The organism is Brevundimonas sp. UYEF29, from assembly GCF_040546195.1.
GTDB classification, from domain to species: domain Bacteria; phylum Pseudomonadota; class Alphaproteobacteria; order Caulobacterales; family Caulobacteraceae; genus Brevundimonas; species Brevundimonas huaxiensis.
This window is the reverse complement of the sequence record NZ_JBEPNH010000009.1, coordinates 1-13,827: the sequence shown is the minus strand read 5'-3', so window position 1 is coordinate 13,827 and position 13,827 is coordinate 1. Positions and strand designations below refer to the sequence as shown.

The following is a 13,827-nucleotide window of genomic DNA, read 5'->3' as shown; positions in this document are numbered from 1 at the left end:
CATGTCCGCCCCCGCCGACAAGCCCGTCAAGAAAGTCGTCCTCGCCTATTCGGGCGGGCTGGACACCTCGATCATCCTGAAGTGGCTGCAGACCGAATATAACGCCGAGGTCGTGACCTTCACCGCCGATCTGGGCCAGGGCGAAGAGTTGGGTCCGGCGCGCGAGAAGGCGCTGAAGCTGGGCATCAAGCCCGAGAACATCTTCATCGACGACCTGCGCGAAGAGTTCGTGCGCGACTTCGTCTTCCCCATGTTCCGCGCAAACGCTCAGTATGAGGGCGACTATCTGCTGGGCACCTCCATCGCCCGGCCGCTGATCTCCAAGCGCCAGATCGAGATCGCGCGTCAGGTCGGCGCCGACGCCGTCTGTCACGGCGCAACCGGAAAGGGTAACGATCAGGTCCGGTTCGAGCTAGGCTATTACGCGCTGGAGCCCGACATCCGCGTCATCGCCCCGTGGCGCGAGTGGGAATTCCGCAGCCGCGAGGCCCTGCTGGACTTCGCCGAGAAGAACCAGATCCCGATCGCCAAGGACAAGCGCGGCGAGGCGCCCTTCAGCGTCGACGCCAACCTTCTGCACTCCTCGTCCGAGGGCAAGGTGCTGGAAGACCCGGCGGTCGAGGCGCCCGAGTTCGTCCACCAGCGCACGATCAGCCCCGAAGACGCGCCGGATAAGGCCACCGTCATCGAGATCGGCTTCGAAAAGGGCGACGCCGTCTCGATCAACGGCGAGGCCATGTCGCCCGCCACGATCCTGACCGCCCTGAACCAGTATGGCCACGACAACGGCATCGGCCGTCTGGACCTGGTCGAGAACCGCTTCGTCGGCATGAAGTCGCGCGGCGTTTATGAGACCCCCGGCGGGACCATTCTGATCGCGGCCCACCGCGGCATCGAAAGCATCACCCTGGACGGCGGCTCCATGCACCTGAAGGACCAGCTGATGCCGAAATACGCCGAGCTGATCTACAACGGCTTCTGGTTCTCGCCCGAGCGCGAGATGCTGCAGGCCGCCATCGACAAGAGCCAGGAAAACGTCTCCGGCACGGTCAAGGTCAAGCTGTACAAGGGCAATGTCTCGGTGATCGGCCGCGAAAGCCCCAACAGCCTGTACGATCAGGACCTGGTGACCTTCGAAGAAGGCGTCCAGGCCTATGACCACAAGGACGCGGCCGGCTTCATCAAGCTGAACGCCCTTCGCCTGCGCGTCCTGGCCAAGCGCGACGCACGCAAGAGCTAGGGCGTCTTATCCGACCGGGCGATCCTGAGGATCGCCCGGTTTCGGTCGTCCGTGACCCAGATCGATCCGTCGGCGGCGACGGCCAGCACGACCGGCGCGCCGCGCGGCTGAAGGCCTGCGACCGTGTCCCAGCCCGGCGTCAGAACCTTGCCTCGCACGCTGGGCGCGCCGGCGGGATAGGGCAGGGCGCCCCGGGGATAGATGGCGTAGCGGCCGCCGATATCGGTCAGCGGGCGGCCCTCGCCATCCGTCTCGGCCGCCACGATCCGGCCGCCCGCGCGACGATATCCGTGCCAGCTCATCAGCAGCCGGCCGCGCAGTTCGGGAAACATCGCCCCGTCGTAATAGATCAGGTCCAGCGGCGCGGCGTGCGGCGGCAGCAGGGCGACCGGGCGGTCGCGCTGGCTGCATCGCGCCTGGCCCGCGCTCCAGCCCGGCAGGGGCGTCGCCAGATCGACGCAATAGGGCCAGCCGTAATGGCCGCCCTGACGCAGGACATTGATCTCGTCATAGGGATGGTCGGGCGTGGTCAGATCGACGGAGTTCTCGCCTTGCAGGATCGTGCCCGACGGGTGCCGGACCAGGGCGATGGAGTTGCGCAGGCCCGAGGCGAAAACGGTGCTGTCGTCGGCCCAGCGGCCGTTGCCCAGATAGGCGTGACGCCGCACCTGGGCCGTCGCCGCGCTGTCGATGCAGGCGCCGGAAGCATTGGCGCGCGCCCGGCCTCGCGCATCCACGCAGCGGTCGCTGGGGGCGCCGACATTGACCAGCAGGTCGCCGTTCTCATCGAAGACGAAGCTGGACAGGGGGTGGCGATTGGCGTGCAGACGATTGTCAGGCAGGTCGCCGATCACGGTGCGCACCGTCGCCGCCGGATCGGCCGCGTCGGGGTCAAGTGTCAGGATGCGGTTCATCTCGGACACATAGATGCGCCCGTCCGGCCCGCGCGCCGCCGTGTGCGGCATGCTCAGGCCTTGCGCCAGCTGGCGCCAGCGCGGCGCACCGTCGACGCCGAACGACAGCCGCCAGATCGCGCCGCGTCCCTGATCCCAACTGCCCAGATCCGTCACCAACCAGTCGCCGTCGTGTAGCGCCAGCAGGCCGCGCGGCATTCGCGGTCCCTCGGCCCCCGTTCCCTGCCAGACCAGCCCCAGGCAATAGCCGGGCGCCATCCGCACGGTGGTCATGGGCCGCCCGCCGCAGTCGCCGTCGGTCGCATAGGCGCCTTGCGCCGCCCTGGCGCTGACAGGCGCGGCGACGAGCAGGGACAGCAGGGCCAGCAGGCGGACGGTCTTCATGACGCCAGAAGTCCCGACGGACGGCCCAAGATCAAGTGGGGCGTCAGATCAGACCCTGCTCGCGCGCCGCCGCCGTCAGGCCGTCGCGAAACTCGGGCGCGGCCAGGGCGATCAGGGCGCGGGCGCGCTCGCTGGACGACTTGCCCTTCAGATTGGTCCAGCCGTGTTCGGTGGCGACGATGTTGGTGTCGTTGCGGGGGGTGGTGACCGGCCCGTCAAGCCGCGCGACGATGCGTGAGGCCGTTCCCTTCGCCGCCGTGGAATGACAAGCGATGATCGACTTGCCGCCCTGCGATCCATAGGTGCCGCGCACGAAGTCCAGCTGGCCCCCGGCGGCCGTGAACTGGCGCCCGTTCAAAAACTCCGAGCAGCAGGCGCCGGTCAGGTCGACTTGAAGCGTGGCGTTGACCGAGATCATCTTCGCATTGCGTGCGATCACGGCCGGGTCGTTCACATAGGAGACCGGATGGGCCTCCATGCCGCGATTGCCGTCGAGGAATTCATAGGTGTTGAGGTCGCCCATCGAGAAGGCGAAGACGCCCACGCCCGGATGCAGGGTCTTGCGGGCATGGTTGGCCACGCCGGCCTGCATCAGCTCGACCAGGCCGGGCGTCAGCATCTCGGTGTGAACGCCCAGATCGCGGTGGTCCATCAGGGCGTCGCAGACGGCGTTGGGCAGGGCGCCGATCCCCATCTGAAGCGTCGCCCCGTCCTCGACCAGGCCGGCGATGATGCGGCCGATGGCCAGGTCCGCCGGCTGAGGCTCGGCGCGCGGCACGACCAGCAGGGGCGCAGCATGTTCGACGATGCCGGCGACCTGGGATACATGGACGGTGCAGTCGCCGAACACGCGCGGCATGTGCGGATTGACCTCGACGATCACCGTCCGGGCCGTCTGCGACACCGGCTTGGCGTAGTCGGTGTTGGTCCCGAACGAGAAGAAGCCGTCCGCATCCATCGGCGAGACGGTGCAGATCAGGGCATCCACCTTGACCTCGTCGCACAGCAGGCGGGGCGACTGCTGAAAGCCCGTGGGGATGAACTGCACGGGGTTGGGGCGGCCCTCCTCGTGCGCGCGCTGTTCCAGCCGGCGTTCGATGGCGCTGTGGAACAGGCTCCAGGGGCGGATCCGATCCATCAGCTCATAGCGCAGCACCGTGTCGCCTGCGATGGCGGTCGAGAGCAGGTAGTAGAGGTTCACATCCTCGACCTCGCCGCGCTCGGCCCGTTCGGCCAAGGCCTTGAGCAGGGCGGGCGGCTGGGACACGCCGAGGCCCATGGCGACCTTGGCGCCCGAAACGATCAGGGCGGCGGCCTGGTCGGGGGTCTTCAGGCGTTCGGCGTAAAGGGCGGCGTGGTCCATGGCGTGCGTCTCCGTCATGTCTCCAGACTAGCCTGCCGAGCGGCGGATGGCGGGCCTAGACTTTGGTCGCGGCGATCGTCGTCTCGACCTCGATGGGCGACGGCTCGTCCTGCAACGGCGCCCGGCGGCGCTTCTGCCAGCGCGCCACCCCATAGGCGACCAGCCACAGGGCCATGGCCCAGGCCGCGCCGACCGCCCAGCCGGCGAAGACGTCGGTGGCCCAGTGGGCGCCCAGATAGATGCGCGTCAGCCCGACCAGCAGAGCCAGCAGAATGCCGACGCCCAGGACGAAGACCTTGAACCGCTCGCGCGGGAAGGCGCGGGTCAGCATGACGGCGACGCTGAGATAGAAGACGGTGGAAAGCAGGGCGTGGCCGGACGGGAAGCTGGCGTTGATCGTCTCCACCGCCTGCATGGCCGCAGGGGGGCGGGCGCGTTCGAACACGGCCTTCAGGCCCTCCGAGAGCGCGACGCCGCCGGCCAGACCCACGACCAGCAGCAGGGACGACAGCCATTTCCGCTGGCTCAGCAGAAAGACGATCACGATCAGGGCGAACAGACCCAGCACCGAGATGCCGCCCAGCGAGGTGATGTCCGCCGCCGCCTCCTTCAGCCACCACGGCCCCCACGGTCGGCCGGGATCGTCGACATAGGGCCGCATAAGCGCCAGGACGTGAAGATCGAAGGCCTGCCCCTCGCCCTCGGTCATCTCATCGGCGAGGCCTGCGAAGCTCAGAACGCCGCCGGCGACGACCAGCAAGGCCAGAAGCGCGGCGATCTCCGTGCGGGCGACCGTCAGGACGCGTATCAAAAAGGCGCGGAAATCGGAAAGCGTCATGGGCGAGCCAACGGCCAAGCTGGGCAGTCGTTCCGATCACGCGTTCGTGATCACGCTGTCTCTGGCGCGTAAAACGGACGTGCTGGCTTGCGTGCGGGCTTTTCCCCAGACGGCTGGGACTTGTCCGACCGATTCGCCCACAATGGTCGGCGTCAACCCGTTGACGGGTCATTAGGCATATGCGCCCTATATGTGGGCTCGGGGAGCGCAGAGGCCACAAGATGATGTGGTCGCGGCGCGGGCGGCTCAAACGATTTTTTGTTCAGGACGCAGATGACCATGGCTGGCGGCGAGGCATTGAAGACGACGGAATTCCAAGGCGTTGCGGCGACGCCGACGCCGGAGCGCCCCCACCTGACCGTGGTCAAATCGGTTCAGGTCGACCGCTCGCGCGACGATCTGCTGACCGACTTCGGCAAGAAGACGCTGGAAGATCGCTATCTGCTGCCGGGCGAAAGCTATCAGGACATGTTCGCGCGTGTCTCGACCGCCTTCTCGGACGACGCCGAACACGCCCAGCGCCTGTATGACTATATGAGCCGCCTGTGGTTCATGCCGGCGACCCCGGTCCTGTCGAACGGCGGCGCGGATCGCGGCCTGCCCATCTCCTGCTTCCTGAACGCGGTGGGCGACAGCCTGGACGGCATCCAGAACGTCTGGAACGAGAACGTGGCCCTGGCCTCCAACGGCGGCGGCATCGGCACCTATTGGGGCGGCGTCCGCTCCATCGGCGAAAAGGTGAAGGGCGCCGGCAAGACCTCGGGCATCATCCCCTTCATCCGCGTGATGGACAGCCTGACGTTGGCGATCAGCCAGGGTTCGCTGCGCCGCGGTTCGGCCGCCGTCTATCTGGACATCCACCACCCGGAAATCGAAGAGTTCCTGGAGATCCGCAAACCGTCCGGCGACTTCAATCGCAAGTCCCTGAACCTGCACCACGGCATCAACGTCACCGACGAGTTCATGGAGGCGGTGAAAGTCGGCGGAACCTTCGACCTGAAGTCGCCCAAGGACGGCGCGGTCATGAAGACTGTCGACGCCCGTTCGCTGTGGACCAAGCTGCTCGACATCCGCATGCAGACCGGCGAGCCGTATCTTATCTTCTCGGACACGGTGAACCGCCAGATGGCGCCGCACCAGCGCGACCTGGGCCTGAAGGTCAAACAGTCGAACCTGTGCGCCGAGATCATGCTGCACACCGGCCGCGACCACCTGGGCGTGGACCGGACCGCCGTCTGCTGCCTGTCGTCGGTCAACGCCGAGACCTTCCTGGAATGGCGCGAGGAACCGCGCTTCGTCGAGGACCTGATGCGGTTCCTGGACAATGTGCTGGAAGACTTCATCCGCCGCGCCCCGCCCGCCATGGCCGCCGCCGTCTATTCGGCCAAGCGCGAGCGTTCGGTGGGTCTGGGCCTCATGGGCTTCCACTCCTTCCTGCAGGGTCAGGGCGTCGCCTTCGAAAGCGCCATGGCCAAGTCGTGGAACATGCGCCTGTTCAAGCACCTGCGTCGCGAGGCCGACAAGGCCAGCCGCCTGCTGGCCGAGGAAAAGGGCCCGTGCCTGGACGCCGAGGAGCGCGGCGTGATGGAGCGCTTCAGCCACAAGCTGGCCATCGCCCCCACCGCCTCGATCTCGATCATCTGCGGCGGCACGTCGGCCGGCATCGAGCCGATCCCGGCCAACATCTACACCCACAAGACCCTGTCGGGCTCGTTCGCGGTGAAGAATCCCTATCTGGAGCGCCTGCTCGACGAGAAGGGCATCAACACCGAGGCGGTGTGGAGCTCCATCCTGGAGAACGAAGGTTCGGTCCAGCACCTCGACGCCCTGAACGAGGACGAAAAGGGCGTGTTCAAGACCGCCTTCGAGCTGGACCAGCGCTGGGTGATCGAACTGGCCGCCGACCGCGCGCCGGAAATCTGCCAGGCTCAGTCGCTGAACCTGTTCATCCCCGGCGACGTGAACAAGTGGGACCTGCATATGCTGCACTGGTCCGCTTGGGAGCGCGGCGTGAAGTCGCTTTACTATCTGCGCTCCAAGTCGGTGCAGCGCGCCGCCTTCGCGGGCGCCGAGGACAAGGCCGAAGCCGAGATCGATCCGAACCAGCCCGATCTCTTCTCCATGCCCAAGACCGACTACGACGAGTGCCTGGCCTGCCAATAAGGCCATATGCACCGAACGATCCGAAGGGCTCCGCGACAGCGGGGCCCTTTTTCGTTCGGGAACCCCGGTTGGTCGTCCTCGTTCAAAAGCGACGAAACCATGACCAAAAGCCGTTGGACTCTTGCGCCTGAGGGTTGCAGTGTATGTCCAGCGGATCGGTGGGGAGACCGGATGCGATTAAAGGCCTGTATTGTCGGCTTGGGGGGCGTGTTGGCGATGGCTGGCGCGAGCGCCGCCTGTGCACAGACCTGGGCCCCCAACGCCTTCGACGCCTCCCCCGATGTCGAGGCGCGCCTGACCGAACAGACCAGTTTCCGCGTTGCGCCGGACGCCCGGTTCGGCGCCCAGATCGAAATCCCGACGGCCTTCCGTCCTGACGACCGGTCCGGCCTGTCCGCCAGCACGCGCAACGACGTCTGGATCGATCGCACCGACTTCACCGACCGGGTGACGCTGGAGACGGCCGGCCGTCTGCGCCGCGCCGACGGCTCGCCCCTGCCGGTCACGCCCGTCGATCGGGCCGAACTGGACCCTGACGCCTATGATCTGCGCTATGTGCGCGGTTTCCGTGGCGCGCGCGGCCATACCGCCTCGGGCCTCGAGGTCAGCCTGACGCCCCATGCGGGCCTGGGCGTCGGCAGCGAAGGCCGTTCGGCCGAGGCCGGCGTCACCCTCAAGATCGGCGAGGGGCTGGATCGTCTGGCCCCCAACGGCCGCGAACGGTTCGGCGAGCGGCCGCGCTGGTATCTGTACGCCGCCGGGTCGGGCCGGGCCGTGGGCTACAACTTCGCCCGCACCCGCGACGGCGACTACGCCCGCTCGGGCTACACCCAGGACAAGGGCAGCTTCCTGGGCGACGCCTCGATCGGCGTGGCCTATCGCAAGGGCGACATGCAGACCTCGTTCGGCGTCGTCTATCGCGAGATCGACGCCGGCAAGGGTCTGCGCGGCATGAACGGCCTGGACACCGACGTCAGCGAAGGCCTGCTGGCCTTCCAGCTGTCGATCCGTCCCGGCCGCTGAGCCCTTAGCGAACCTCCGAGACGGCTACGCCCTCGCGACGCGGGTCGGCCCCGCCGTCCCAGCGACCGTCGCGCCAGATCGCGCCATGCAGGCCCGAAGTCTCGGTGGCGTTGGGCTTCAGGGCCATGCCCGCCGCCGCCAGCGCGTTGCGGATATCCGGCGCGATCATGTCGGTGTCGGCCCCGACCATCTCGCCCCGCACCACCAGATTGGGCAGGGCGATCGCCTCCTGCATCGACAGGCCCCAGTCCATCGTCCCCACCAGGGCCTTCGCCACATAGGCCAGGATGCTGGACCCGCCCGGCGAGCCGATGGCGCCGACCAGCCGTCCCTGACGATCCAGGATCAGCACCGGGGTCATCGACGAGCGCGGCCGCTTGCCCGCCGCCACGGCATTGGCCGCCGGATGTCCGTCCTCCTGCGGCGTGAAGGAGAAGTCCGTCAGCTGGTTGTTCAGGAAGAAGCCGTCGACCATCCGCCCATTGCCGAAGATGCTCTCGACCGTCGTGGTCATGCTGACCGCATTGCCCCAGGCGTCCACCACGACCATGTGCGAGGTGCCGCCCGGCTCGGCCGTGTGATCGGCCCCGCGCGGCGGCGACCCCGTCGGGGCGCCGGCCTCGACCGGGCCGTTCACCTGCGGGGCCAGGGCCGCGCGCGACGCGACATAGTCGGGATCCAGCAGGCCCGCGATCGGCACGCCGACGAAATCGTTGTCGCCGATGTAGCGGTCCCGGTCGGCGTACATCAGCCGCTGCAACCGCCCGAACGCGACCCAGGCCTCAGGGCTCTTGGCCCCCTTGTCCAGATCCGGCGTTTCCTCGGCCATGGCCAGGAACTGCAGCAACGCCACCCCGCTGGATGGCGGCGGCGGCACGCAGATCACATAGGCCTGATACGGCCGGCAAAGCGCGTCGCGGCGCAAAGGGCGATAGCGGGCGATGTCCGCCTCGGTCAGGCCGCCGGGACGCGGCCCTTCGCGAACCGCCGCTGCGATGTCAGCCCCGATCGTCCCGCCATAAAAGACGCCCGGCCCCTGCTGCGCCAGTCGCGCGACCGTGTCGGCGTAGGCGGGGTTCTTCAACCTATCGCCCGCCTGATACCGCGTGCCGTCCGGCTTGGTGAAATAGGCGCTGGCCCACCGCGTCCGCGCCTGCGGACTGCGTCCATTGATCATGCCGGCCAGACGCGGGCTGACCGTGAACCCGTCGCGCGCCAGCCGTTCGGCGTCCCCGAACAGATCGCGCCAGGCCAGGTTGCCGTGATCCTTCTGCGCCATCGCCAGCATGGCCACCGCCCCCGGCGCCCCGGTCGAGCGGCCCGACAGCACCGCGTCGATGAAGGGCAGGGGCTTGCCGTCCTCATAAAACAGTTCGGGCGTCGCCGACGCCGGCGCCGTCTCGCGCCCGTCATAGGCCGTGACGGTCCCGGTCTCGGCGTCATAGCTCATCAGGAAGGCCCCGCCCCCAAGGCCCGACGACTGCGGCTCCACCAGACCCAGCACCGCCTGGATCGCCACCGCGGCGTCCACGGCCGATCCGCCACGCCGCAACACGGTCATCCCCGCCTCGACGGCCAGCGGATTCGCCGCCGCCACGAACGGCCCCCGAGCGGGCGATGCGGCCGGCGACGGGGCCGACACGGCCTGCGGCGATGCTGTCGTCAGCGAGGGCGCGCCTTGACTGGCTGTCGCGGTCTGGCATCCCGCCATGAGGACGGGAACCAGCACAGCGACGATCTGGCGACGGAAAGAACGCATGGAAGATCCGAAAGCAGGGGAGCGTCAGACAGGCCTAAGCCGTCGCAGCCGCCACGCCAACCGCTTCAGACGCAGAAACTGCATTCCCCCGCTTGCGTCCGCCCGATCCACCGGCTAAAGACCCGCCCTCGCCGCAAGGCAGCCGCACCCGTAGCTCAGCTGGATAGAGCATCAGACTACGAATCTGAGGGTCGGGCGTTCGAATCGCTCCGGGTGCGCCATCTTTTTCAACGACTTGGTGGGCGAGGCGCGTGTTTTGATCCGCGCTGTTACAGTCGTTTTACACCCTTCGTTACAGTCTGCGTTCACGTCCCGTTCGAAGACCGTTTTCTCTCTGCCTTGAGCGCTACGACATTATCGACTCGGTCCTGCCCGCTGTCCGCCATGCGGCGACGCTGCGCCTGCCGGCGGTAAATCCGCGCCGCTCGTTCGGTGGTGTGTTCAAGCTGCGCCATGATTTCGGCATCAGATGCACCTGCGTACGCGAGTTCAAGCCCACGGGCATGGCGCAGGCCATGAGGTGTAAGATTGGGACGGGCGCGCTTAGTCTTAGCCAGCGCAGTGGCCAGGCGGGTGACAGCCTGATTAAGAGCGCGCACCTTCCAGGGGTGGCCGCGTTGGTTGTATGCGATGGTAAGAGCTTTGGTGGGCGTGCTCTCCAAAAAGGCAGAGAGGCGGCTGTCTTCACGTTTGTCGCACAAAACCTTACGCTTCTCGGTCGTCCAGTAGAGCCGGCGCTGGGGCAAACCGTCATCATCTTGCGCGATGATCCGAGCGCTCAGCGGGATGTTGCAGATTGTACCCCGACGGAAGCCGCCCCAGCGCCCTAGAGCCACGGCACGGGCCAGGCCCGGCATGTTGCGCCCAAGAGCTAGCGCGATGAACGCGTCCACTTCCTCGTCTGTCCAGGCAAGGTTCACCTCATCAGCGTCATGAGGCGGAGCCAGCTTTTTCAGCCCCAAAAAAGGGTTGGTCTTTATGCGGTCGTCATCAATGGCCGGCTTCAGGGCGTTTTTGAGCATCTGAACGCGGTCATTCGTGGCTTTATGGCCACGCGGCGCCCAAAGATCACGCAGGTCTCTGACCCAACCTTTATCAACTTCAGCGAGGCGAACGTCGCCGACATCGACCTCGATCTCATTGAGTAGGCGCCCATATTCTATCTGTGTCGACTGGGCGAGCCCGATAAAATCGGCGGACTTTCTGTAGCGCTGGATAGCGCCGCCTACAGTCCCCGCCCTCGGCGTCTGAGCGGCTTGCGCCCTGGCGAGTCGAGCGAGAATCGCATCGACCTCGGCCTTCAGTTCTGGGGAACCATCGAGTGACCGCAGAGGGCCCTCACGGTGGTTCCCTTTGCGAAAATAGAGATCGACGGTGCCGTCCGGGCGTCGGATGCGCTGGACGTATTTAACCTTATCCATCGCGCGCTTCATCATTCAGTGACTGGCGGCTTTGGCTCAGACGATTAAGGGTACGGGCCCGAACCTTATCCAGCGCTGAGGTTCGACGTTCGTCGCTTTCGGCCTCGATGTTCGAAAGCGACGGAGCCGCTGGCGCAGCGTGTTTGATCGTTTTGGGCGGCAGACTCGCAACCCATTCGTCGATCTGAAAACGGTTGTAGCGGATCACGCTGGCTCCGACATCAACAGGAGCCACCGTGCAAATCTTGGAAATCGTGGACCACGACAGCGCCAGGTAGGCGCTCAAATGCTCTTTCGTGAGCAGAAGCGGCCAGAACACTGGGGGTGCGGACGGTCGGCCTTCTTGGTCGATCTGTTCCGAGGGCAACAGGTGAAAGGCGACGGCCTTAAGTTGCGACCAATCTGTTGACGCCTTGTCGGCGGACGGGGAGGGGCGAGGGTGCATTGACGACAGACAATAGACAATAGGTGTGGGGCTCGGGATTGAGCGGTGCCTCCCTCGGTTGTCGTCACTGCCGAGGGAGAACGTGGTAGAGGGCTGATTATAGCAGACCCTGCTGAATAAGCAACGGTGGATCTGGATTAACGTACTGTTATTGTAAAGGAATTTTCTGCAGTCGCGTCGCTTTTGTTTAGTGCCCCCCTGTGGCGGGTGTGGTGGCATAGGCCGTCATAAAATCGAACATCGCGGTGGCTTCCTCGGACGACGCTAACGTTACATAGACGGCGACAGTCCAGCAGGCGCCGGGGGGGATCTGACCGAACTCGACCATGACCGCCTCCAGGGGCGTGACCTCGTCGTTAGTAGTGCTGATGTAGTCAATCAGGTCAGACTGAACGCATTGGCCGAGCCAGACAGCTTCAGCCTCACTGGTGCACCCGTCGATTTTTATGATCGACATGACCCAGCCGTCTTCGAGCGGCTTGGTGCCGACGAGGACGCGCTGGTGGCGTGGAGTGACGTCGAGAGCCATAAAATGGCGCTGCAAACCTTCGCTGTTATCAACTTGGTTGGGCATCAGCGCTTCCAATCAGCGCGAACGAACGCCGCCTCCAGGAAGTTGGCCACCTTCGCCCATTCCTCACCGGCGCGCCCCTCAAGCGCCGCCTTACGCCGCACGTCGGCAAGCAGAAGTTCCCGGTCGAGGTACGCGGCCAGGCGCGCATAGTCTTCACGGCGCTGATCGACCGAAGCCGCAGCGCGCTTGATTAGCCCCTCGATGTCGAGGGCGCCTTTCAAACGGTTCGCTTGGTCAGAGATCACGCGGGTGTTGCCGCGAACATAGCCAAGGGCGGGCCGGATACGATCAAGTGATGGCGAATATGGCGACCGCATCTCGCCAATGACGAGTGGCACGCCCAGGGCTGGGCAGATCGAAGGCACAACCACATCGCTCACATCCAGATCGAACGGCAGCCCGCGACGGGCTGCACGCTGGCGGGCGCGGCTATGGAGCGCGACGGCCGGCGTCACTCGCCGCTGAACCTTGAGATAGCGACGCATATAGGCGGCATTGCACTTTGCGCAGGTCGAGCGCTGAAGGCATGCGCCGTGGATAGGGCAAGAGGGGTTGGGCGGATCGTAAACAGTCATGTAAGACTCCTTCATCAGAATGAGCCTAGCAATTCAAACTTGGGCTAAAGAGTCAAATTGAATCATGAAGGCGCTTAGGAAGAAGCCAGCAGACCATCCGACGGGCGCCCAGTTGCGGGCGGCGCGAGGGCTGTTGAACATGTCGGTATTGGACCTAGCTGAGCGCACAGGTCTGGCGCCGAATACGGTTAAGCGGGCCGAGGGCGACAACGGCCCCGCGCCCGTAAACCCTGCCAATGCCAAGCTTATGGTGGCGACGCTTCAGGCTGCCGGCGCCGTGTTCCTACCCGCCGAAGGCGATATGGGCGCTGGGGTGCGCCTCGCGGCGTCGTCTCAGCCTGCCTTGGCTAAACGTCGGGTGCGGGATTAGTCGGAGCGCTAGTTGCAGCAGACTTTCGTCTGCCTGCACCCACGTTAGTCTGCGTTTCAGGTCAATGTGCCGCGCCGCCGGCCGCTGGTGCTGGGGATGAAGCCCCAGCCCCTGCACCAGCGGACCTCCGGTACTCAGTTTACTCGCGGACTTGGATGTATTTTCCTACTATCTATCAGATTTACATGGCTTAATATCAGAGTCACGTTTCGTATCATGTCAAGAAACTAGACTTGATACGAAACGTGACTCTGATTGAGCCACTGTTTTCGCTGAGGTTTTTTGTAGGTGTCATCAACGGGCTCTCTCGCGGGAATTGCTGAAGTTGGATGGCCGTAATACGCTGTAACGCTGTCACAGAAGCGCTCCGGTCGCGTTCGGGCGCAGCAAAAAGCCCGGCAACATCGACGTTGCCGGGCTCTTCCATTCAGCGTTCCATGTCAGGCAGCCCGGGTACCGCTCTCTTCGTCCTGACAGTCGGCGGGCCAGTTTGTGGGCGCCACATGTTTCAAGCGGTGCTGCCCTAGAAGAGCGCCCAAATAGCGACCAGGGCGATCCTCGCTGATCCTAGGGCGCTTGTAGGTCGCTTTCGATCCGCCTTCCCAATCGCGATCCGTTCCGAAGTCGGTGGCGTCGAAGTCGCTGTCCTCACCACCGGCGCCATGACGTGCCCCTGAGTTTTCATCCAGCGGCGACCAGAGTCCTTGGGTTAGTTACGCCTCGCAGCGTGGGGTGAGCAACAGGCCGGGCCGCGCAGC

12 protein-coding genes and 1 tRNA gene are annotated in these 13,827 nt (G+C 65.5%); 5 read left to right on the top strand and 8 right to left on the bottom strand.

Going from position 1 to position 13,827, the window contains the following annotated elements; translation table 11 throughout:
- The first annotated feature begins 1 nt into the window (after position 1).
- On the top strand, positions 2-1,240 hold the full coding sequence (locus tag ABIB58_RS13265; protein WP_045810901.1) for an argininosuccinate synthase: 1,239 nt from the start codon (positions 2-4) through the stop codon (positions 1,238-1,240).
- Here the strand turns inward: ABIB58_RS13265 and ABIB58_RS13260 are convergent.
- Genes ABIB58_RS13260 through ABIB58_RS13250 form a run of 3 tightly spaced genes read right to left on the bottom strand, consistent with a single transcriptional unit; the run spans position 1,237 to position 4,739 of the window.
- Positions 1,237-2,538 (bottom strand): PQQ-dependent sugar dehydrogenase, encoded by a 1,302-nt coding sequence (locus ABIB58_RS13260; RefSeq protein WP_045810900.1) that lies wholly within the window; start codon positions 2,536-2,538, stop codon positions 1,237-1,239. The two genes, ABIB58_RS13265 and ABIB58_RS13260, sit on opposite strands and share 4 nt — an antisense overlap.
- Before the next feature lie 43 nt (positions 2,539-2,581).
- Positions 2,582-3,919 (bottom strand): acetyl-CoA hydrolase/transferase family protein, encoded by a 1,338-nt coding sequence (locus ABIB58_RS13255; protein WP_082064427.1) that lies wholly within the window; start codon positions 3,917-3,919, stop codon positions 2,582-2,584.
- A 37-nt stretch (positions 3,920-3,956) separates the two neighbouring features.
- The gene (locus ABIB58_RS13250; RefSeq protein WP_045810899.1) at positions 3,957-4,739 is read right to left on the bottom strand and encodes a phosphatase PAP2 family protein; all 783 of its coding nucleotides are present in this window, start codon (positions 4,737-4,739) and stop codon (positions 3,957-3,959) included.
- Positions 4,740-5,012: 273 nt separating this feature from the next.
- On the opposite strand from ABIB58_RS13250, the gene ABIB58_RS13245 reads away from it, so the two are divergent.
- Complete coding sequence (locus tag ABIB58_RS13245; protein ID WP_295198372.1) at positions 5,013-6,902, top strand: ribonucleoside-diphosphate reductase subunit alpha; 1,890 nt, start codon at positions 5,013-5,015, stop codon at positions 6,900-6,902.
- Between the two features lie 216 nt (positions 6,903-7,118).
- Positions 7,119-7,925 carry a lipid A-modifier LpxR family protein gene (locus ABIB58_RS13240; RefSeq protein WP_200932975.1) on the top strand — a complete coding sequence of 269 codons (807 nt, stop codon included), beginning with the start codon at positions 7,119-7,121 and terminating at the stop codon, positions 7,923-7,925.
- A 4-nt stretch (positions 7,926-7,929) separates the two neighbouring features.
- Here the strand turns inward: ABIB58_RS13240 and ABIB58_RS13235 are convergent, their stop codons facing one another.
- Positions 7,930-9,684 carry a gamma-glutamyltransferase family protein gene (locus tag ABIB58_RS13235; protein WP_354041414.1) on the bottom strand — a complete coding sequence of 585 codons (1,755 nt, stop codon included), beginning with the start codon at positions 9,682-9,684 and terminating at the stop codon, positions 7,930-7,932.
- A gap of 144 nt (positions 9,685-9,828) precedes the next feature.
- Here ABIB58_RS13235 and ABIB58_RS13230 point away from each other — a divergent pair.
- A tRNA-Arg gene (locus ABIB58_RS13230) sits at positions 9,829-9,905 on the top strand.
- A gap of 84 nt (positions 9,906-9,989) precedes the next feature.
- On the opposite strand, the gene ABIB58_RS13225 is transcribed toward ABIB58_RS13230, so the two are convergent.
- The 4 genes from ABIB58_RS13225 to ABIB58_RS13210 form a co-directional block, all read right to left on the bottom strand.
- Entirely contained in the window at positions 9,990-11,120 is a 1,131-nt protein-coding gene (locus tag ABIB58_RS13225; protein ID WP_354041411.1) for a tyrosine-type recombinase/integrase, read from the bottom strand.
- Entirely contained in the window at positions 11,098-11,391 is a 294-nt protein-coding gene (locus ABIB58_RS13220; RefSeq protein WP_155966031.1) for a hypothetical protein, read from the bottom strand. The genes ABIB58_RS13225 and ABIB58_RS13220 overlap by 23 nt, the downstream gene beginning before the upstream one ends.
- A gap of 346 nt (positions 11,392-11,737) precedes the next feature.
- Positions 11,738-12,124, bottom strand: coding sequence for a hypothetical protein (locus tag ABIB58_RS13215; protein WP_354041407.1), 387 nt, complete (start codon positions 12,122-12,124; stop codon positions 11,738-11,740).
- A complete protein-coding gene (locus ABIB58_RS13210) occupies positions 12,124-12,699 on the bottom strand; it encodes a hypothetical protein (protein ID WP_354041404.1) in 576 nt (191 codons plus the stop codon). Before ABIB58_RS13210 ends, ABIB58_RS13215 begins: the two co-directional genes overlap by 1 nt.
- 64 nt (positions 12,700-12,763) lie before the next feature.
- Between ABIB58_RS13210 and ABIB58_RS13205 the strand changes: the two genes are divergently transcribed.
- A complete protein-coding gene (locus ABIB58_RS13205; RefSeq protein ID WP_354041401.1) occupies positions 12,764-13,069 on the top strand; it encodes a helix-turn-helix domain-containing protein in 306 nt (101 codons plus the stop codon).
- Positions 13,070-13,827: the final 758 nt, after the last annotated feature.